The organism is Flavobacterium sp. ACN6, assembly GCF_002304005.1.
Lineage (GTDB): Bacteria > Bacteroidota > Bacteroidia > Flavobacteriales > Flavobacteriaceae > Flavobacterium.
The window spans coordinates 116,766-137,668 of record NZ_MRCQ01000005.1 but is presented as its reverse complement, the minus strand read 5'-3'; the positions used below and the strand labels follow the sequence as shown (position 1 = coordinate 137,668).

19 protein-coding genes and 1 tRNA gene are annotated in these 20,903 nt (G+C 30.2%); 9 read left to right on the top strand and 11 right to left on the bottom strand.

Annotation, left to right across the window (positions count from 1 at the left end; genetic code table 11):
- Positions 1 to 415: 415 nt before the first annotated feature.
- On the bottom strand, positions 416 to 835 hold the full coding sequence (gene ybeY, locus BSF42_RS09555; protein ID WP_095952862.1) for an rRNA maturation RNase YbeY: 420 nt from the start codon (positions 833 to 835) through the stop codon (positions 416 to 418).
- Positions 832 to 4,230 carry a hypothetical protein gene (locus tag BSF42_RS09550; RefSeq protein WP_095952861.1) on the bottom strand — a complete coding sequence of 1,133 codons (3,399 nt, stop codon included), beginning with the start codon at positions 4,228 to 4,230 and terminating at the stop codon, positions 832 to 834. Before BSF42_RS09550 ends, ybeY begins: the two co-directional genes overlap by 4 nt.
- Before the next feature lie 164 nt (positions 4,231 to 4,394).
- On the opposite strand from BSF42_RS09550, the gene gltX reads away from it, so the two are divergent.
- Together gltX and BSF42_RS09540 are read left to right on the top strand one after the other, a co-directional pair.
- Positions 4,395 to 5,900, top strand: coding sequence for a glutamate--tRNA ligase (gene gltX / locus BSF42_RS09545; protein ID WP_095952860.1), 1,506 nt, complete (start codon positions 4,395 to 4,397; stop codon positions 5,898 to 5,900).
- Between the two features lie 165 nt (positions 5,901 to 6,065).
- The gene (locus BSF42_RS09540; protein ID WP_095952859.1) at positions 6,066 to 7,049 is read left to right on the top strand and encodes an SPFH domain-containing protein; all 984 of its coding nucleotides are present in this window, start codon (positions 6,066 to 6,068) and stop codon (positions 7,047 to 7,049) included.
- Between the two features lie 17 nt (positions 7,050 to 7,066).
- On the opposite strand, the gene BSF42_RS09535 is transcribed toward BSF42_RS09540, so the two are convergent.
- The 5 genes from BSF42_RS09535 to BSF42_RS09515 form a co-directional block, all read right to left on the bottom strand.
- Entirely contained in the window at positions 7,067 to 7,321 is a 255-nt protein-coding gene (locus tag BSF42_RS09535; RefSeq protein WP_095952858.1) for a DUF6327 family protein, read from the bottom strand.
- A gap of 5 nt (positions 7,322 to 7,326) precedes the next feature.
- A complete protein-coding gene (locus BSF42_RS09530) occupies positions 7,327 to 7,677 on the bottom strand; it encodes a competence protein (protein WP_095952857.1) in 351 nt (116 codons plus the stop codon).
- Between the two features lie 84 nt (positions 7,678 to 7,761).
- Complete coding sequence (locus BSF42_RS09525; protein ID WP_095952856.1) at positions 7,762 to 8,088, bottom strand: YtxH domain-containing protein; 327 nt, start codon at positions 8,086 to 8,088, stop codon at positions 7,762 to 7,764.
- Positions 8,089 to 8,166: 78 nt separating this feature from the next.
- Complete coding sequence (locus BSF42_RS09520; protein WP_095952855.1) at positions 8,167 to 8,646, bottom strand: hypothetical protein; 480 nt, start codon at positions 8,644 to 8,646, stop codon at positions 8,167 to 8,169.
- Between the two features lie 1,075 nt (positions 8,647 to 9,721).
- On the bottom strand, positions 9,722 to 11,839 hold the full coding sequence (locus BSF42_RS09515) for a glutamine--tRNA ligase/YqeY domain fusion protein (RefSeq protein WP_095952854.1): 2,118 nt from the start codon (positions 11,837 to 11,839) through the stop codon (positions 9,722 to 9,724).
- Between the two features lie 134 nt (positions 11,840 to 11,973).
- Between BSF42_RS09515 and BSF42_RS09510 the strand changes: the two genes are divergently transcribed.
- The 4 genes from BSF42_RS09510 to BSF42_RS22380 all read left to right on the top strand — a co-directional run bounded on the left by BSF42_RS09510 (position 11,974) and on the right by BSF42_RS22380 (position 13,015).
- Positions 11,974 to 12,189, top strand: coding sequence for a hypothetical protein (locus BSF42_RS09510; protein WP_095952853.1), 216 nt, complete (start codon positions 11,974 to 11,976; stop codon positions 12,187 to 12,189).
- Positions 12,180 to 12,485 (top strand): type II toxin-antitoxin system RelE/ParE family toxin, encoded by a 306-nt coding sequence (locus BSF42_RS09505; RefSeq protein ID WP_095952852.1) that lies wholly within the window; start codon positions 12,180 to 12,182, stop codon positions 12,483 to 12,485. The genes BSF42_RS09510 and BSF42_RS09505 overlap by 10 nt, the downstream gene beginning before the upstream one ends.
- Before the next feature lie 5 nt (positions 12,486 to 12,490).
- Positions 12,491 to 12,850 carry a dihydroneopterin aldolase gene (folB, locus tag BSF42_RS09500; protein ID WP_095952851.1) on the top strand — a complete coding sequence of 120 codons (360 nt, stop codon included), beginning with the start codon at positions 12,491 to 12,493 and terminating at the stop codon, positions 12,848 to 12,850.
- A gap of 94 nt (positions 12,851 to 12,944) precedes the next feature.
- A tRNA-Cys gene (locus BSF42_RS22380) sits at positions 12,945 to 13,015 on the top strand.
- 812 nt (positions 13,016 to 13,827) lie between these two features.
- Here the strand turns inward: BSF42_RS22380 and BSF42_RS09495 are convergent.
- Genes BSF42_RS09495 through rnr form a run of 3 tightly spaced genes read right to left on the bottom strand, consistent with a single transcriptional unit; the run spans position 13,828 to position 17,393 of the window.
- Positions 13,828 to 14,505, bottom strand: coding sequence for a LysE family translocator (locus BSF42_RS09495; protein WP_095952850.1), 678 nt, complete (start codon positions 14,503 to 14,505; stop codon positions 13,828 to 13,830).
- 14 nt (positions 14,506 to 14,519) lie between these two features.
- Positions 14,520 to 15,188: a head GIN domain-containing protein gene (locus tag BSF42_RS09490; RefSeq protein ID WP_095952849.1), complete on the bottom strand. Its 669-nt coding sequence runs from the start codon at positions 15,186 to 15,188 to the stop codon at positions 14,520 to 14,522.
- 24 nt (positions 15,189 to 15,212) lie between these two features.
- Positions 15,213 to 17,393 carry a ribonuclease R gene (gene rnr, locus BSF42_RS09485; protein ID WP_095952848.1) on the bottom strand — a complete coding sequence of 727 codons (2,181 nt, stop codon included), beginning with the start codon at positions 17,391 to 17,393 and terminating at the stop codon, positions 15,213 to 15,215.
- 110 nt (positions 17,394 to 17,503) lie between these two features.
- Between rnr and BSF42_RS09480 the strand changes: the two genes are divergently transcribed.
- Together BSF42_RS09480 and rpiB are read left to right on the top strand one after the other, a co-directional pair.
- Positions 17,504 to 17,737 carry a DUF2007 domain-containing protein gene (locus BSF42_RS09480; protein ID WP_095952847.1) on the top strand — a complete coding sequence of 78 codons (234 nt, stop codon included), beginning with the start codon at positions 17,504 to 17,506 and terminating at the stop codon, positions 17,735 to 17,737.
- A 790-nt stretch (positions 17,738 to 18,527) separates the two neighbouring features.
- A complete protein-coding gene (rpiB, locus tag BSF42_RS09475) occupies positions 18,528 to 18,959 on the top strand; it encodes a ribose 5-phosphate isomerase B (RefSeq protein ID WP_095952846.1) in 432 nt (143 codons plus the stop codon).
- A 147-nt stretch (positions 18,960 to 19,106) separates the two neighbouring features.
- On the opposite strand, the gene BSF42_RS09470 is transcribed toward rpiB, so the two are convergent.
- On the bottom strand, positions 19,107 to 19,376 hold the full coding sequence (locus BSF42_RS09470; RefSeq protein WP_095952845.1) for a DUF1294 domain-containing protein: 270 nt from the start codon (positions 19,374 to 19,376) through the stop codon (positions 19,107 to 19,109).
- A 176-nt stretch (positions 19,377 to 19,552) separates the two neighbouring features.
- On the opposite strand from BSF42_RS09470, the gene BSF42_RS09465 reads away from it, so the two are divergent.
- A complete protein-coding gene (locus BSF42_RS09465) occupies positions 19,553 to 20,851 on the top strand; it encodes a Fic family protein (RefSeq protein ID WP_095952844.1) in 1,299 nt (432 codons plus the stop codon).
- The last annotated feature ends 52 nt before the right edge of the window (positions 20,852 to 20,903 follow it).

Here is a 20,903-nt window from a genome sequence, read left to right as displayed (position 1 = left end):
ATGTTTTAGAATTAAATTTATTTTTCTTGTTCCACGTGGAACGGCGCTTACACGCAATATCTAAATTTCAATATTCAAATTCCAAATTCCAATATAAAATCTAAAATTCTGATCTCAACTTAAAAACTTGTTCCACGTGGAACGGCGCTAAAACGCTATGTTTAAAATTTAAGTTTTGATTTCACTTTTAAAAATCTGTTCCACGTGGAACAGATAAAAAAATACATAACGGCTAAAAATTAAAAACCCTTAAAAACTTATTTTATATGTTCCACGTGAAACACTTTTAATACATTCTATTCAGAAAATCTTAAATCTAATTGTTCCACGTGAAACGTTTATAAAAAGATTTAAAATATAGCCGTGTTCCACGTGAAACAAAAAGAATTTTAAATCTTTTTGTTTGATATTTAATCTACTGTTCCACGTGAAACATCTTCATTTTTTCTTCTTCTTTAGATCTCATTAATTGAGCATCATTTTCTGTTTTATCTTTGTATCCACAGTAGTGAAGAATACCATGCGCTAAAACTCTTTTGAGTTCTTCTGCAAAAGAAACATTGAAGTCTTTTGCGTTATCTGCAACACGTTCTACAGATACAAAAATATCGCCATTCAACTCGTTGCCAACAGTATAATCAAAACTGATAATATCTGTAAGTGTATCGTGGTCTAAATATTCCACATTTATTTTATGAAGATATTCATCATCACAAAATATATAATTGATTTCTCCCTCATTCTTGTTTTCAGAAACAATTACAGCACTAAGCCAGTCGCTAAAAGCCTGCTCGTCTCCTAAAGTAAAATCAGTTTCGTAATTAAAATTTATCATTTTGTATTAAAGTATTCTTGAACTTTTTGATTAAAATTTGAGCGCAAAGGTAGTGATTGTCTGTTTAATATCTCTACACTGTTTAAATATTCCAATAATGAACTTGGCAATGCATTTGTTCTGTTGTTGAAATCAGCTTTATTAGATTCAGATTGTCTTTGTGTATCTTGTCCTTGCTGTTGAACTGCATTGTTTAATTTCCATAACTCCTGCTGAATATTTAAGATGCGTTGTAAATTTTCATTTTTAAATCCCTTATTTAAAATCTGCTTTTCAGATTGTTTCATCTGATCTATTACAGACTTACCTTGAGAATCTAAACCTTTCTTTGCTAATTCTTTTTGCAGAGCTTCACGCAACTTAACTTGCTCTTTGTATATTTCCATTATAGCTTCTGCATCTCCCTCTCCATCTTCACCTTCTTTTCCATTCTTCTCTCCTTTTCCGCTTTTGCCACCTTTACCAGAAGAACCTTTATCACCACCTTTACCTTGTCCATCTTTTCCCTGCCCCTCCTTACCTTGACCACTTTGCCCTTGTCCAGACTTTCCATCTTGACCATCTCCAGGTTTGTCGCCAAGCTTTTGACCAGACTTCATTCCTTCTTTCATTTTATCAGCAAGTCCTTTTTGTTTCTGAATAATATCTGGCAATTGCATTCCTTGTCCATCTCCAGGTTTAGGTTTTCCAGTACCCGGTTTAGACATAGACATCTGCATATTATTCAATAAATCACTTAAGAAATCGGCCAATTTATTTGCAGATGAAACAGCATATTGTTGATGTGAAACACCTCTTGGAATCTGAACATCGGTAAGTGTTTCTAAAGCCTTGTCCATATTATATAGCACGTTTCCAATTTCCTTAGTTACATCTTCTGCAACTTTAGGGTTACGAAGTGAAAGCGCAAACAAACTATCATCAACATGTCTGAACTGTTGTTTTAAATTCTGCTGAATTTTAATGTTTTTTGTAAAGGCAGAAGAACCTAATTTCATAGATTTAAACTGTTTCATTACATCTTCCTGTGATAAAGAATATGCCAAAAGGTTATCGAGAATCTGGCGAAGCATTGCTACATCTTCTTCCATTTGTTCCTGCTCTCCGCCTTCCATTTCGCTCTGCATTTCCTGAGCCATGCTTTTCATTTTCTTAGAAGCACTTTTCTGTTTTGGCTTAGCCGACGAAGTATTCTTTTTACTCAATTCTTCCGCTGCTTTTTGAAGATCATTGTCTACATCTTTTTCTTTAGAAGCATCAGACGGAATATCTAATGGTGCTTTTAAAGTTTTATTCTCCTCTTTTAAATCCTTTAAATCTTCTTGAATTTTATCGAAAGATTTATTGATTTCATCCTGCTTCTCTTTTGTATTTTCTTTCTCTTTGTTTGAAAGTTGTTCTTGCTGATCTGCTAATTTATTTAGTTTCTCTGCAACCTGTTCTGCTTTCTTTGAAACGTAAAAACGCTTGGTTAATTCTACCAATTGTTCTAAATTACGAGATTGGTTTTTACTAATTTGTTTGAACTTTTCCATCTTATCAAACAGTTCTTCACTGTTTAATTTATCGTTTAAGTTCTTCAATTCATCTAATAACTTTTGATTCTTTTCTAAATCTTTCTGAGCATTATCCAAACGCTTTTGTAAATCATCGGCCGTTTTATCCTTTTTATCCGACTTGAATTTATCTAAATTCTGATTCATCTTCTCAGAAAATTGCTTCATCATTTCGTCTTGTTGTTTCTGACGTTTGATAAAATCATTAATCTTCTGCTGATCTTTAAACTCTAAATTATCTTTTTCTTTGCCTGAATTTTGAAGCTTATCCATTTCTGAAATCTGCTTGTTTTGGTTCTTTAAAGATTTAGATAAACTATTAATATTTTGATTTTGCTGTTGTAATTCCTGATCCTGAATTTCATCTGTTGTAGCAACGCGATCTGAAAATACAGAAGACTTTGTGCTTTTAAAATTATGTGGAGCATCATTATCAAAAACCTCAAAATAGTATTCGTATGAAACTCCTTCCACTACTGGAAGATTACTTGGAAAATTAAAAACAAACTGATCAAATACTCCTGCCTTTACAGGAATGTTTCCACGTTTAGCAGACTGCGGTTTGTTACGTTCGTAGTATACAATTTGAAGTTTCGAAAGTCCGTAATCGTCACCCAATCTTCCTAGAATATAATTCTTATCTAGCTTCAAACTGTCTGGTGCAGGACCAACATTGATCGTTGGAAACTGATCCTTGATAACAGACAGCTGATAATCTAGTTTTTCGTAGTTTTTAACCTTGTTATTTGACGTAAGAATTTGATATTCTGTATTTTGACTAATATTTTTAGCTAATTTGAACTCATTTTCTACTTTATTAAATCTAAAAACTTCATTATCTCTTTTCCAAATAACTTCTTGAGTAGATTTAGTATTCATTCTCCATGTTACAGTTGTTCCTTCTGGTAAAATTGCATTACCTGTACCTTGAATTGTTTCTGGTTTTTTCTTTAGATAATAAGGAAAATTCAAAACCATTTCGAAGTTTGCAATAGATGGAACGGTGATCACTTTCAATTCATAATCTTCAGAAACTACCTTATTTCCTTCAAAAGAAAAACGAATATCTTCAACTGGTTTTTCTATTTTAAATTCAAACTTTCCAGCTTGAGGAGATTCCATAAAATAACTTTCGTCACCAATATGAATCATCACATTCTCTGGAACAACATTCCCAACCGATTCCATTTTGATAACGAAATCTTTATTCTGCTCTGCTTGTAAATTAGAATTCAGAACTACAAATTTAAATGGAGCCGGCGGTAAAAAAGCGGAATTAAAATGCACTACTCTATTCAAACTCTGAGAAATTATATTACTATTTCCAGAAATATAAAACACTGCAAAAAGTAAAATTGGAACTAAAGCTAAAGGCAGATACTTTTTATTGGCTTTAAAATTGATGGCATTTCCAAAAGGAATTGGCTGCAAAGAATTGGCTTTTTGTTCAATTGATGCCAAAACCAATTCTGAACTTTCAGCATTATTATCAGACGATAATTGTAAAAAGTTTGTCAGTTTATCACTTACCTCTGTAAAATGATTTCCAATAATTTTAGATGCCTGAGTATAATCTATTCCTTTCTGAAGTTTAAATAATTTAAACAAAGGAAAAATAATTAAACGTACTAAAAGGAAAACTTCCACTGCAATAAATATCCAGAAAAGAAATGTTCTTCCTAGCGGTTTCAACCACAGAAAGTATTCTATAAAAAGCGTAAATAAAAAATACAATAAACCAAAACCAGTAAAAAGAAGCAATCCTTTTATCAATTCGTTGGTATAATATTTCTTAATGAAAGCCTCCAGCTTCTGGTATATAGCAGATGTTGTTTTCAAAATAAATCTGTTTTAATTATAACCCATAAAAGTAGTAATTATAATAATAAGTCTGAAAGCCAAAAGTCGAAAGTCAAAAGTTTAGCACACAGCTAAAAACCTTTCAGACTTTCGACTTTCGGCTTTTGACTAATATCGTATCTTTGCAACAAAATTTTAAACAAATGTCAAAGCAAGTTCGTGTGCGTTTTGCACCAAGTCCAACTGGACCATTACATATTGGCGGAGTTCGTACTGCCCTATTTAATTATTTATTTGCCAAAAAACATAACGGTGTTTTTTATCTTCGAATTGAAGATACAGACCAAACGCGTTTTGTTCCAGGTGCAGAAGCTTACATTATGGAAGCTTTAGAATGGTTAGGTATTGCTCCTGAAGAAACAGTTGGAAAAAACGAAAAATTTGGTCCATACAGACAAAGCGAACGTAAAGAATTATATCAGCAATATGCAGATCAATTGATTAATTCTGGCTGGGCATATTATGCTTTTGATACTCCGGAATCTTTGGACGCTTTGAGAAAAGAACAAGAAGCAGAAGGAAAAACATTTATCTACAATCATAGCATTCGTGAAAAATTGGATACTTCGTTAGTAATTTCTGCTGATGAAGTTGCTAAAAGAATTGCAAATGGAGAACATTATGTGATTCGTTTTAAAACTCCGGTTGATGAAACTTTACACTTAAAAGATATCATTCGTGGTGATGTAAAATTTGAAACAAGTTTACTTGATGATAAAGTCTTGTTTAAAAGTGACGGAATGCCAACGTATCATTTAGCCAATATTGTAGATGATCATTTGATGGAAACTTCACATGTTATTCGTGGTGAAGAATGGTTACCGTCTATGCCGCTTCACGTTTTATTATACAAAGCATTTGGTTGGGAAGCTCCAGAATTTGCTCATTTACCTTTGATTTTAAAACCAGTTGGAAATGGAAAATTATCAAAAAGAGATGGAGACAAAATGGGATTCCCTGTATTTCCTTTAGAATGGAAAACGGAAGAAGGAGTTTCATCTGGATATAGAGAGAAAGGATTTTTTCCAGAAGCCGTTGTAAACTTCCTTGCTTTATTAGGATGGAACGATGGAACCGAAAAAGAAATATTTTCATTAGAAGAATTAGCAGAAGCTTTTGACTTAAATAGAGTTCATAAAGCTGGAGCTAAATTTGATCCAGAGAAAAATAAATGGTTTAATCACCAATACTTAATCAAACAAAATGATGCAGATTTAGCGAAAAGTTTCTCTCCTACTTTGATAGAAAAAGGTGTTGATGTTTCTAAATATGACGTTACAAGAATTGTTTCTTTGATTAAAGAAAGAGCTCATTTTGTTTCTGAATTTTGGGATTTAACTGATTTCTTTTTCCAGGCACCAACATCATATGATGAAAAAGCAAGCAAAAATTGGAAGGAAGAAACTCCGGCTTTAATGCAGGAATTGATTTCAACTCTTGAATATATTGAAGGTTTTGATTCTGCTAATATCGAAGCAATCGTAAAAGACTGGTTAACTAAAAATGAAATTGGAATGGGTAAAGTTATGCAGCCTTTCCGTTTAAGTTTGGTTGGAGCTCTTAAAGGTCCTCACCTATTTGACATTGTTGAAATTATTGGAAAAGAAGAAACTATTGCAAGAATTCAAAAAGCAATAACAACATTATAATATTTGATTATTGAGATATTAAGAGAATTTAGAAATAATTTCAAATTTAAACTAAACGCTAAGAAACATCTAATAAATGTTCTTAGCGTTTTTTTAATGCTTAAAAATTTTATTTTAGAAGAATTTTCGTAATTTACCGAATTCATAAACATAAACTATATCACCATGAGTACAGCATTTATTATCTTTTTAGTATTGGCATTCTTCATTTTCATGTCGTCTTTCTTTACTGTAAAACAGCAGAGTTCTGTAATTATCGAGCGATTTGGAAAATTCCATAGCGTAAGAAATTCAGGATTACAACTTAAAATTCCGTTGGTTGATAGATTGGCCGGACGTGTAAATCTTAAAATTCAACAATTAGATGTTATCATCGAGACCAAAACTAGAGACAACGTTTTTATCAAAATGAAAGTTTCAGTTCAATTTAAAGTGATCCAGGAAAAAGTATACGAAGCATTTTATAAACTAGAATATCCGCATGATCAAATTACTTCTTATGTATTTGACGTAGTTCGTGCCGAAGTTCCTAAATTAAAATTGGATGATGTTTTTGAAAGAAAAGATGATATTGCAGTTGCCGTAAAACGTGAATTAAACGAAGCAATGTCAACATACGGATACGATATCATCAATACTTTGGTTACCGATATTGATCCAGACATTCAGGTAAAAAATGCCATGAACAGAATTAATGCTGCCGACAGAGAAAAAACTGCTGCAGAATTTGAAGCTGAAAGTTCAAGAATTAGAATCGTTGCAAAAGCAAAAGCTGAGGCAGAAAGTAAGCGTTTACAAGGACAAGGTATTGCAGATCAACGTCGTGAAATTGCAAGAGGTCTTGTAGAAAGTGTTGAAGTTTTAAACAATGTTGGAATTAATTCGCAGGAAGCTTCTGCTTTAATTGTAGTTACACAACATTATGATACTTTACAAGCAATTGGAGCAGATACAAATTCTAACTTAATTTTGCTTCCAAACTCTCCACAAGCCGGAAGTGATATGCTTAACAATATGGTTGCTTCATTCTCTGCTTCAAACCAAGTTGGAGAAATGATGAAGAAAAATAATAAAAAGGTTGAAAAACCAAAACCAATTCAACCTCAATCTGGATATGAAGATGACATTCAACCAGATGTTCAACAATAATAAAACTAAAAAGAGGCTTAATTGCCTCTTTTTTTATTTGTAAACCAATTGATAACAAAAGGTATAATAGATTGTAAAATTTGTGGATAAGAATTTTTAAAGTAATCTGTGTACGATGAAACAAATCCGCTCACTATATTTTGTGGTGTTATGCTTTCTTTTGTTCTCTGAAAACTTAAAACTAATCTCTGATAATTAATATCTTTTTGTAGTTTTAAGATTTCCAAATCTCTGTCGATTTCAGCATATGATGAGTATTTTTTCTTTTCCATAAGTCTTAATCGTTAAAAAATATTTCTGAAAATTTCTCTAAAATTGGTCCTTCAACCATTTTATCCTTTATAAAGAAAAGTAAAATTGTAAAGAAAAGATAGATCCCTCCTACTGCTAAGAATCCAAGTGCATTACTTTCGAACAATTCTCCAAAAGCATAAGCTGCTGCAAAAGATCCGAAAATTAAAACCATCGTAAAGCATAATAATATCAACGTAAATTTAAAAATCAACGTTGTCGATTTCATTGCTACTTTAAAACCCCAAAGTTTATAGTAAGCCAAATGACTGTCTATGTAAACTTTAGTTTGATCTTGGATTTTTTCAGTATTCTCTTTTAATTCTTCAAAAGCCATAATTGATTTTTTAAAATAAAAAAAGCACAAAACTGTCTTATAAAAATAAGCAAGTTATGTGCTTCTTATACAAATTAATAGATTTTATTTCTGAAGTTTAGCGTTTTGTGCCTTTAAATCAGCCAACTTAGATTCTAAAAAAGTAATCACTTCTTCTGTTTTATGACTTACATTTGAAAGTAAATCATTCAACGTTCCATCAAGATTATGTGTTGCGCTTGTGAATTTTTCACGAAGCACTTCAGAACTTGCTTCAAAAGAATCCTGCAAATTATGTTTTGCATCATCAATTCCTTCTTTAATTTTAGTTCGGGTTTTTGATCCTTTGTCTGGAGCAAATAAAATTCCGATTGCCGCTCCTACTGCAGCACCAGCTAAAATTGCTGCAATTGTATTTGAATTATTTGACATAATATTCTTATTTAAGTGATTAATAAAGATACTTCTTTTTGAATTATAAATTGGTGACTAAAAGTTATTTACAAAAACTTAATACACATAAGAAACCGCTTCATACTTTCCATCACCTTTTTCAATGATACTCACAAAAGGATAACCGTTGGAAGCTGACTTAGTTTTGATTCTCATAGCAGTTTGATTCTGATTAGCAATAGGCGGTTCACCTTTCGTCCTTGTCGAGACACCTGTAAAACTAGCTGCCTGCTTCAGTCCTATTGTCTTTTCTTGAGGCAGAACAGTTACCATTTTGTAATCATCTTTTGAATCTACTATTATTTTATCAGAAACTTTCTGAGTTTGTTTGGTTTGCTTATTAGTAATTGATGAAACAGCGTGTTTGCTAATTTTTACTTCTTCAGAACTTCCGTTCAAAGAATAATAAACTAAACCATTTTCGTTTTTTATGAAATTAACATCAAGTTGTTCACCATTGTGTTTTGTAATTTGATGTGTTTGTGAAATTGCAACATTTGCAAATAACACGGCTAGCGTAAAATATAAAATTTTCATGATAATTAGATTTAAATTAAAAATGATCAGATTTGAAATTTGAAAACTAAAGCTTCACACAAATTCAACATTATGGAATTTTGTACATTATGATACAATTTGAAAAATACCTTTTACGCGAAATATTATCAAGATTACATCACAATAAAAATGAGAACATAAAATTGTCTTTACAAGAAATCAATTTTGAAAAGCTGATGCAATAAAAATTACGAGTTTTTAAAAACATCAGATTTCATTTTAGTTTCTTTAACGGCAAATTTTAATTTTATAAAAATCATTTCTGACTTCTACTTATTAAGTTAAAAATAGCAACTTTATAAACAATTGTATGTTAACAACCCGTTAAACTGATAAAAATAACAGCTAAAACTAAAATAAAGATCATATATAAACAATAATTTAAAAAATGAGTTACATTATCGACTTCATTAAAAAACAGCTTTAAAATTCATTTATTATCGTTATTTTTAATATATAAAAACTATTAAAATTTAATAAATTATAAATTATATTAATTATTATAACAATTTATAATTATAGATTTTTTAATCAAATTAATTTATACACAGAAATTGGTAATTTAAAGGAGAGAAATTGAAGTAAGTTCCGATTCTATTTTTTTTTAAAATCAGAATTATTGAAATGGAAAGAATTTTAAAATAATTATGACTGTTAGTTTTAATTGTTAAAATTTATGTATAATTACAAACAATCAATTTTATAAATAATTCATATAAACTATAAATAATATAATTATAATAGATTAAAATTATATTTAATATTTCTAATCGAATTTATTGCTTAAATTTTATTTAAAAAATTTCGTCGGAGAAAAAATTAAATCAAAATCTTAAAAATGGAGTAAAAAAGGAAAAAAACTGAAATAAAGACTTCTACTAAACGAATTTTACAAATAAGATTAACGAGGTGGAAGAATTAAAAAAATGCTTTAAATTTAATTTATGAAAGCTGATTTTAATTTATAAAATCTATAGAAAATTATTTTTTAATAAATTTTATATATAATAAAAAAGCGCTTTTAAAAAGCGCTTTTCAATAGATTTTAATTATTTTACTTCTTTACCATTTCGGCAAGAATTTCATTTTCTCTCTCCGATGCATTTTTTGGAGGATTTGAATATAATTTCAAAATTTCATCATCATATTGATTTTTGAAACTTACTTCTTCAATATCTCTCAAATTTAAAAGTGCTTTTGATCTAACATAAGTTGATTCACTTTTCAAGGACATTGAATATAATTTTTTAACATCTTCTTCTTCAAAATCAGTTGATTTCCAAGTTGAATATTTCAAAATAAATTGAGCAAATAACAATGAAGCTTTATTATTGCTGATATTCTTCTTTAATGAATTCTGTAAAAGTGAAAAACTAGTAACATTTTTAATGTTCTCCCCTATTGCACTTTCAATTGCAATACGTTCTGGTTTACTATCAACTTTAAAATATTTATTGATTTCTTTTAAAGAATTATTAATGCTGTTTTCTTCTTTTTTACCCTTTTCTTCCCAAGCATCTTTTAATCCAACAGTTTTGTTAAATACTAATTTTGAAGCACTTGAGTCTTTATCAACAGTAAAATAACCCAAACGTTGAAACTGAAATTTATCTTCATTTTGAGCTGTTGATAAACTTGGTTCCACAAATCCAGTTACAATTTCTAGTGAATTTGGATTAACAAAATCTAAGAAATTTTTGTCTTTATAACTGTCTGGAGCTTCATCTGTAAATAAACGGTCGTACAAACGAACTTCTGCTTCAACTGCATGTGAAATAGAAACCCAATGTAAGGTTCCAGATACTTTTCTTTGGCTTGCTTCTGTTCCGCTTCCGCTTAAAGAATCAGTATCATAAGTGACATGAATTTCTGTAATATTACCTTCAGAATCTTTTATAACACTTTCACCTTTAATGATATAGGCATTTTTAAGACGTACTTCTTTTCCTAAAGTTAAACGGAAAAATTTAGCCGGAGCTTCTTCTAAAAAGTCTTCTCTTTCGATGTATAATTCACGAGCAAAAGGCACTTTTCTGAAACCAGCATTTTCATCTTCCTGGTTATTCTCCGCTTCTAACCACTCCTCTTTTCCTTCAGGATAATTTGTAATTACCAATTTTACCGGATCTAAAACGGCCATTACACGAGGTGCAATTTTGTTCAAATCTTCACGAATACAAAATTCTAAAACCGATACATTGATCAAATTATCTCGTTTTGCAATACCAATTGTATTGGCAAAATTACGCAATGAAGCAGCTGTATAACCACGTCTTCTTAATCCAGAAATAGTTGACATTCTTGGATCATCCCAACCGTTAACGTGCTTTTCTTTAACTAGTTGCTGTAATTTTCTTTTACTAACAACGGTATGTGAAAGGTTACGTCTTGCAAATTCTCTCTGCTTTGGACGTAATCTATTTTCGTCTAAAATCTGATCTAAAAACCAATCGTATAATTCTCTATGAGGCAAAAATTCTAGCGTACAAAATGAGTGTGAGATTTCTTCTAAATAATCACTTTGTCCGTGTGCCCAATCATACATTGGATAAATTTTCCAATCATCTCCAGTTCTATGATGATGCCTGTGCAAAATTCTATACATGATAGGATCACGCATCAGCATATTGGTTGATTTCATGTCAATTTTTGCGCGAAGAATATGAGTTCCAGCCTCAAATTCACCGTTTCTCATTCTTTCGAATAAATCTAAATTTTCTTCTACAGAACGGTTTCTGAATGGACTATCAGTCCCTACAGTTGATGGAGTCCCTTTTTGAATCGCCATATCTTCAGAAGATTGACTGTCAACATACGCTTTATCTTTTTTAATTAATAAAACTGCCCAATCATACAATTGTTGAAAATAATCTGATGCATAACGCTCTTCGGCCCATTTGTAACCCAACCATTCTACATCTTTTTTAATCGCATCAACAAATTCCTGCTCTTCTTTTTCTGGATTGGTATCGTCAAAACGTAAATTTACAGGTGACTGATAATCAATTCCTAAACCAAAATTTAAAGCAATAGAACTTGCGTGTCCAATGTGTAAATAACCGTTTGGCTCTGGTGGAAAACGAAAATGAAGTTTAGTTTGCGAAAGACCTGATTTCAAATCTTCCTCTATGATTTGTTCAATAAAATTGAGTGATTTCTCTTCTGATGCCATTATTTTATAGTAATTTTAGCAAAGATAAAAAAAAGGTTTCAGGTTTCAGGTTTAAAGTTACTTAACTGGCGTTAAACGTGAAACTTTAAACGTGAAACTAAATTATTAGTATTTTTGTATAAATTTTAAAAGTTATGAGACAATTAACCGTTACAATTCCAGACGATTTTTACGAAACTTTTATTAGTTTTTTTAAACATGTTCCAGATGTTTCTATCAATGAAAACATAGAGAATGAAGTTCCGCAATGGCAACAGGAAATGGTTTTAGAACGTATTAAAAACGCTAAGCCAGAAGATTATATTTGTTGGGATGATTTTGAAAAGGAAATGGATAAGAAATGGCTGTAGACAATTTTAAACTTCAAATTCTTTCACGAGCTAAACTTGAAGTTGATGAAGCTGCCGATTATTATGAATCTAAAAGTAAAGGAGTAGGAAAATTATTCTATTTAGAATTTAAAAGTTACCGTAAAACATTAGAAAATATTCCTTTTTTTGAAGAAAAGTATAATACTGTTAGAACCTTACCCTTAAAGAAATTTCCTTACACTATTCATTTTAAAGTTGATGAAAACAAGAAAACTGTTTTCATACTAGCTGTAACATCAAATTACCAAGATCCAAATACTACAAGAATAAAATAATAAAAATGGGAGTTATAAAACTTAAAAACATTCGCACTTTTTCGTACCATGGATGTTTAATTGAAGAAGGAAAAATAGGATCTGATTACACTGTCGATCTAAAAATTAAAACCAATTTACAGAAATCTGCAGAAACAGATCATCTTTTAGACACTGTTGATTACGTTCATTTGAACAAAATTGTTACCGAAGAAATGGCAATTCGTTCGCATTTATTAGAGCATGTAGCCAAAAGAATCAATATTCGAGTGCTTGCAGAGATTAAAATGGTAGAAAAAACTACAGTTTGGGTTTCTAAAATAAATCCTCCTATTGGCGGTGATGTTGAATCAGTTACCATAAAATTGACGGAAAATAGAAAGTAATTTTTCTAATTAAAAACTTAAAATTTTAAAATAGTTACTTTGAAACTTTTGAAATTTAAAGATTTTAGTTACTTTTGCCATCCGTTCAAGCAATGGCGTCGTGGCCGAGCGGCTAGGCTGGGCTCTGCAAAAGCTCCTACTCCGGTTCGAATCCGGACGATGCCTCAAAACCTTCAAAGCAATTTGAAGGTTTTTTTATGTTTAATTTTTAGAAAAAATTAATTAAATATATCGGTTCGAATCCAAACGATGTCACAAAACTTCAAGGAAACTTAGAGTTTTTTTTATGTTTAATTTTTAGAAAAAATTAATTAAATATATCGGTTCGAATCCAAACGATGTCACAAAACTTCAAGGAAACTTACAGTTTTTTTTATGTTTAATTTTTAGAAAAAATTAATTAAAATATATCGGTACGAATCCGAACCATGCCTCAAAACTTCAAGGAAACTTACAGGTTTTTTTATGTTTAATTTTTAGAAAAAATTAATTAAAATATATCGGTTCGAATCCAGACGATGCCTCAAAACCTTCAAAGCAATTTGAAGGTTTTTTTTATGTTTAATTTTTTGAAAAAATTAATTAAATATATCGGTTCGAATCCGGACGATGCCTCTAAAACCTTCAAAGCAATTTGAAGGTTTTTTTATGTTTAATTTTTTGAAAAAATTAGATAAAGATTACCTTCGAATCCAGACGATAACTCAAAACCTTTAAATTGCCTTGAAAGTTTTTTGTATGTTTAATTTTTCCACAATCTTGTCATTCTGAACGAAGAATCACACTAGTAACTCTACAAAGATTGGAGATATTGCTTACGGAATTACTTGTGTGATTCTTCGTTTCTCAAGAATGACAAACTGGATTCAACTTTGTCAAAGTTTGAAACTTTGACAAAGTTCTAAACTAACAGTTATAAACACAAAAAAGCCTCTTAAATTCAGAGGCTTAATTTTATATTTTTGAGTTATTAACAACTACTTTTCTATCTTCTCAAAAGCATTTCGAACCATTTCTTTTTCTTTTGGAAACCAGCCTTGAGTGATTAAAGCTACTCCAAAAACCATTAAAACAATACTAATTCCTTTCTTAATTTTTAGGATGTTAGTTGGTGTCATTTTAGATTTTAATTGTTTGGCTAATACTATTTTAAGGCAGTCAACCAATAAATAAGTGATAATTACAGCGGTAAAAAAAGTAATCATTCTTGAATTCTGCATTTCTAATTTTGGTCCGATTGAAATAATAACAGCTAACCAAAATCCTAAAACACCGATATTAATAACGTTGAGTAAAAAACCTTTTATGAATAAACTTCCGTAATTTCTTTTTATAATATCACGATCAATTTCTTCGTCATCAATTTTTTCGTCATTTTTCAATCTTACGAAAGAAATAATACCATAAGCCAGCATGATAATTCCACCAAAAATAAATAGTGCAGGTTTATCTTTTAAACTGGAAATCAATCTATAACTTCCTAAATAAGCAATTGCTATAAAAAAGATATCACCTAGAACTACACCAAAATCAAAGACAATTGCAGCTCTGAATCCTTTTGTAATGCTGGTTTCTAATAGTATAAAAAATACCGGACCTACCATAAAGCTTAGAAAAAGTCCCCATGGCAGTCCAGCCAGAATATCATTTATCATCAAAATACTAGTTGTTATTTTACTTCTTCGATTTTACCACCAAAAACTGTTTTTTGATTTATTTGCTTTGGTTTCCCATAAATGTAAATAGAGCCTCCTGCGCTTACTTTTGCATCAACTAAGGTCGAAGCATTCACATCTGCTTTTCCGCCCGCAGAAACGCTTACTTTCGTTTGAGAGGTTAATAATTTACTTCCAAGGAAATAACCGCCGGCTCCTAAACCTGCATCAAGGTTATCAGCTTTACCAGTTGCAGTGATTTCTCCACCAGAAACTGAACTCACTTTTAGCTTATCAACATCCAAATCTACGTTGATTTTTCCACCTTCTTGTGCGCTTACTTTAAATGAAGTTGCTTTTAGCGTTTCCTTGCTTGTAACTTCTGCACCTTCATTTACATCGATTAATTCAATGCGTTTGTAATACAAAGTTACTTCAAGATCGTTTCCTGAAAGAAGTTTTGGAAAAGGCATTCTTATTTTTAAAATACCATTTTTATTAACAGCTTCTAATTCTGCTTCTCTTGCTCCTTTTATCACAAGTTTATTTTCAGATGACTGCACTAATTTTACACTTAATTTATCGTAAACCTTAACGCTGTCAAAATCTCCTAATTCTTTGGTCACTTGACCAAAAGACATTTGTACAAATAAAATTGCTGCTCCAATTATTAGCTTTCTCATACTTTTATTTTTTTTAATTAATAATTATTCTGCTCTTCGTAAAAAATGAAAATCAAGTTGTTTTTTCACTAAATCGGCATTTTTTACTTTAACATAAATTTCATCTCCCAATTGCAAAATGCTGTTTGAAGTTGCTCCAACCAATGCATATTGTTTTTCATCGAAAGTATAGTAATCATCTTTTATTTCTCTGATTCTTACCATTCCTTCGCATTTATTAGAAACGATTTCAACATAAATTCCCCATTCGGTAACACCAGAAATAACGCCAAGAAATTCTTCGTCTTGGTGATCCTGCATGTATTTAACCTGCATGTATTTAATACTATCACGTTCCGCATTAGTTGCTAAACTTTCCATGTTTGAACAATGCAGACATTTTGTTTCATAAGTTTCTTCGTCTACAGAAGCTCCGTTATCTAAATAATACTGTAACAAACGGTGTACCATAACGTCTGGATAACGACGAATTGGCGATGTAAAATGGCTGTAATAATCAAAAGCTAATCCGTAATGGCCAATATTCTCTGTCGAATATTTAGCTTTACTCATACTTCTAATCGCAAGAGTATCAATTAAATTTTGCTCTTTTTTACCGTTTACTTCTTCCATCAAAGCATTCAATGATTTCGAAATATCTCCTTTATTTCTGAAATCAATTTTATAACCAAATTTAGCAATTACGGTTTGCATCGCAATTAATTTGTCTTCGTTTGGTTCGTCGTGAATTCTGTAAACAAATGTTTTCTTTTGTTTTCCAATGTATTCTGCGACTTTTCTGTTGGCCAAAAGCATGAATTCTTCAATCAAATGATTGGCATCTTTTGAAACTTTGAAGTACACACCTTCTGGTTCACCTTCTGCATCCAGATTAAATTTAACTTCTACTTTATCAAAAGAAATAGCACCATTCTGCATTCTTTTCTTTCTTAAAATCTTCGCTAATTCATCTAGCTTTAAAGTGGCTTCGGTTATTTCATCTGAAACAACATACGATTCACCTGTAATTGAAACATCAACCGGAATTGTATTGTCTTTTGTTTCAATGATATATTGTGCTTCTTCGTAAGCAAAACGCTGATCTGAATAAATTACAGTTCTTCCAAACCATTGGTTAATAACCTGCGCAGTTGGAGAAACTTCAAATACTGCAGAGAAGGTATATTTCTCTTCATTTGGACGTAATGAACACGCAAAATTAGATAAAACTTCCGGAAGCATTGGCACTACTCTATCCACCAAATAAACCGAAGTGGCGCGTTGATAAGCCTCATCATCCAGGATTGTTCCTTCTTCTAAATAATACGAAACATCGGCAATGTGAATTCCTATTTCGAAGTTTCCATTTTCTAATTTTTTGAAAGACAATGCATCATCAAAATCTTTTGCATCTTTTGGATCTATCGTAAACGTAAGCGTATCACGCATATCACGACGTTTTGCAATTTCAGATTCCTGAATTGAAGTATCTATTTTTTGTGCAAAAACCTCTACTTCTACTGGAAAATCTGCAGGAAGTCCGTATTCAGCTAAAATAGCGTGAATCTCGGTATTGTGTTCACCAGGTTTTCCCAAAACTTTAATGACAGATCCAAACGGACTATCAGCTCTTTTTGGCCAATCTTCAATCTTAACTAAAACAACATCACCGTTTTCTGCTTCTCCAATTTTATCTTTTGGAATAAAAATATCGGTATACATTTTAGGATTTGCAGTCGAAACAAAAGCAAAATTTGGCTGCATATCAATTACACCAACAAATTCTGTTTTATCTCTTTCGACAACTTCAATTACTTCACCTTCAGGTCTTTTTCCTTTTCTTCTGTTATAAACGTAAACTTTTACTTTGTCTTTGTCTAATGCACGATTCAAATTATTGGTGGGAATAAAAACATCTTCTGCAAAATCTGGACAAATAAAATAAGCAGTTTTTCTGCTCGTCATATCTATTGTTCCTTCGTAGTAATCCTGACTTTCGGCTTTTACTAGATATTTTCCAGGTTCTGATTCTATAATTTTATTTTGCGAAGCTAGAATCTTTAATTCCTTTATAATCTGATTTCTACTATTAGTATCATCAAGTTCAAGCTTTGCTCCTATCTGTTTATAATTGAATGGTTTATTAGCATTTTGCGATAAAATCTTTATTATTTTTCCAGAGAAATCTTTCTCTTTTTTTATCGGCTTTCTAATTTTCTTACTCATATATCTTTTCTTATAAGGTTTAAAATTACAAATAAGAAATCAGATAATACTTTTTAACAAATAGAATTATTAAAAATATAACTTTTCGTACATTTACAAAAACACCTTATATGGAAAGCTTTAAGACGATCGCCGTATTCAATTATCAACACGAAACAGTGGTTCTCAAACACTTACTCGAACAAGAAGAAATTCCATATTTTTTTGAAAACGAAATGACACTTTCTTTTGTTCCAATGTACTCGGCTGCATTGGGCGGCATCAAACTCAAAGTTCATCCAAACGATTTTGAACAAGTTCAGGAAATTTTGGACAGACTAAACAATCCTCTCAAAATCGTTTAGACAGATTCTTTTTTCAAACTAAAATTCAATTTTTTTCTTTTTAAACTTTTTTAGTTTTCAACATATATTAAATACAACAAAAAAGATTTTTAAAAATTTAAAAAAATTTGTTGGTTATTATAGTGTGTTAATATGTCGAATAAATTTATTTTTAAAAGTATTGAAATGAAGTTTCTCTTAGTTATATAGAGTTATCAACATACTTATATGGAGCTAAAAGATTAATTTATAAGTCTTTTTGTATTTTAATTAACAACGGTTGACAACTAAAAATAGATTCATTTTGTAGATAAGTTGATATGCTGCTATTTGTTGAAAATGGCATTTTTGATATTGATAACTTTTCCAAAAATTCCTGAAACTTTATTAGGTTTTCTAATTCCAGTTTTGGATTAGGCTTTTTTTTGACACAACCAAAAAAAACTTCTAATTTTCTTTCTGAACTTATTAACAAATAATGTTAACTTAAAGTTAATTGAATATCAACGAATTAGGTTTCGCTATTAACACTTCAAAATTTTAACAAATATTCTGTTTATTCTTTATTGATAATGAGATAGTTATATAGTTATTAAAATTGTTAATAAGTGATAAGATTCTGACAGTAAGATAGTTGTAAAATAAAGGTTTTTGCAATAGAATTGAACGAATTTGTTAGAGCTGTATTTTACTTTTTAATAATGTTATATGTATTGTTAAAGAAAACAAATTAGTGAAAATTGGTAAATTCGTGGCAAACATTTTATTAATTGAGTAAATTTGTACTACACAACTTAATAGTATAGAAAAAATGAAAATTTCAATAGGAAACGACCACGCTGGACCAGAATATAAAAAAGCAATTGTTGCAATGCTTGAAGCTAAAGGATATGAAGTAACTAATTATGGAACTGATACGGATGCTTCTGTTGATTATCCTGATTTTGGACATCCAGTTGCAAATGATGTATCTGAAGGAAAAGCAGATTTTGGAGTAGTAATCTGTGGCAGCGGAAACGGAATTGCTATGACTGTTAATAAACACCCAAAAGTAAGAGCTGGTTTATGCTGGACTAAAGAGATTGCTTATTTGACACGTTTACATAATGATGCTAATATTGTGAGTATTCCAGCGCGTTTTACTTCTATTCCTCAGGCAGTTGAAATTGTTGAAACCTTTTTAACAACAGCTTTTGAGGGTGGAAGACACCAGAATAGAGTAAATAAAATTGCTTGTTCGTAAAACGTCAAAAAAAAGCGGGTGCTTCGCACCAATAAGAGATAAACACACCGGGCGGATTTTTAAAATCCATCCGGTTTTTTTATTTTTTAAATATTTTATAGACAGTTATTTATAGTTGATTTTTAAGGTTATCAACAATGTTAATATCTATATATTGTGAGTGTATTTCAAATATATAATTACAACCTGAACTAAAATAATATAGAGGAATTTCATAATAAATGTAGTTTTACTCGTTTTATGTCTAAAGAATAACATTCCTGCAAACAAACCAATTGTCCCACCAATAAAGGCAAGAAAAAATAAGGCAGCTTCAGAAATTCTTCTCTTATTTCGTCTGGCTAGAAATTTATCATAACCAGTGATAATAAACGTGAGAACGTTTACAAATAAAAAATATAGTAATAAAACTTTCATTGGGTAATAATTAAAAACAAAGATATTATATAGTCGAAAGTTACTACAAAATTTAAAAATTTAATATAAGTTTTAATTTAATTAGATATATTTTCTTATAAAATTTAAAATTAGTAAAAAATGCGAGATTTTACAAGAATCTCGCATTTTTTACTAATTTAGCATAAAACTGTTATATGTTAGAATATCCACCAATATCGAAATACGACAATAATACTATAAACTTACTCACTCAGCTTACATTGTCGGGCGAGTTGAAAGAAATCAATGATGAATATTTATATTGGGATAAAGTAAAATATAAAACAAAATCTATTGAACCTGAACAATATTGGAATGTTGTTAAATTATCTCGATCATTAAATAAGCAAAATATTTTATTCGGAACATATTCTTTTAATTTTAATGTTACGGATTACATTCTTAGACTTTTACATCATTTTGATTTACATATTGGAGGAAATCTTGGAAGCAACATAGGTATAAATGATACAGACAAAAATAAATTTCTGATCAGTTCAATAATGGAAGAAGCTATTTCTAGCAGTCAAATGGAAGGTGCAAATACCACTAGAAGAGCGGCAAAAGAAATGATTCAAAAAGAGCGTAAGCCAAAAAACAAATCAGAACAGATGATTATGAACAATTATTTCACAATGAAATATATTGTTCAACATAAAAATGATAATTTAACCCCAGAAAATCTGCTGTATATTCATAAGCTTATTTCTACCAATACATTAGAAGATACCGAAGATGAAGGCAGATATAGAGAGAATAATGATATTTATGTGGTAGATCATTCAAATAGTGAAGTAGTACATACACCACCAAAAGATGAGGAAATACAAAAGTTAATTAATGACTTATGTTTGTTTTTTAATGAAGAACAAAAAACGTTTATTCATCCAATTATTAAAGGGATTATCATTCATTTTATGATAGGGTGGATACATCCTTTTTCTGATGGTAATGGTAGAACGGCTAGAGCATTATTTTATTGGTATATGCTTAAAAATGGTTACTGGCTTACAGAATATTTAACGATTTCTACTATTATAAAAGATACAAAAGTCCAGTATGAAAAAGCTTTTTTATATTCAGAAATAGATCAAAATGACCTTACTTATTTTATAACTTATCATATAAAAACAATGGAGAAGGCTTTTACAGCTTTGAAAGAATATATTGGCAGAAAACAAAAAGAAGTAATTCAAGCAGCAAAATTTATTAAAATACCAAATGTAAATGAGCGTCAAGCACAAATTTTAAAAATTTTAAATGAAGATTCAGATAGGGTTTTAAGCAGTAAGGAAATTGAAAATAGATTCGGAATTTCAAATTTTACAGCTAGAGCTGACTTAAATAATCTCGAAAATTTAGGGTTTCTAGAAAAAATACAAGTTAATAAAATAAAACACAATTTTATTAAATCAAAACAGTTTAATAAAATTTTAAAATCATATAAATTATAAAAAACGCGAGGTTATCGTTAAATCTCGCATTTTTTACATCTTTTTTAAACAA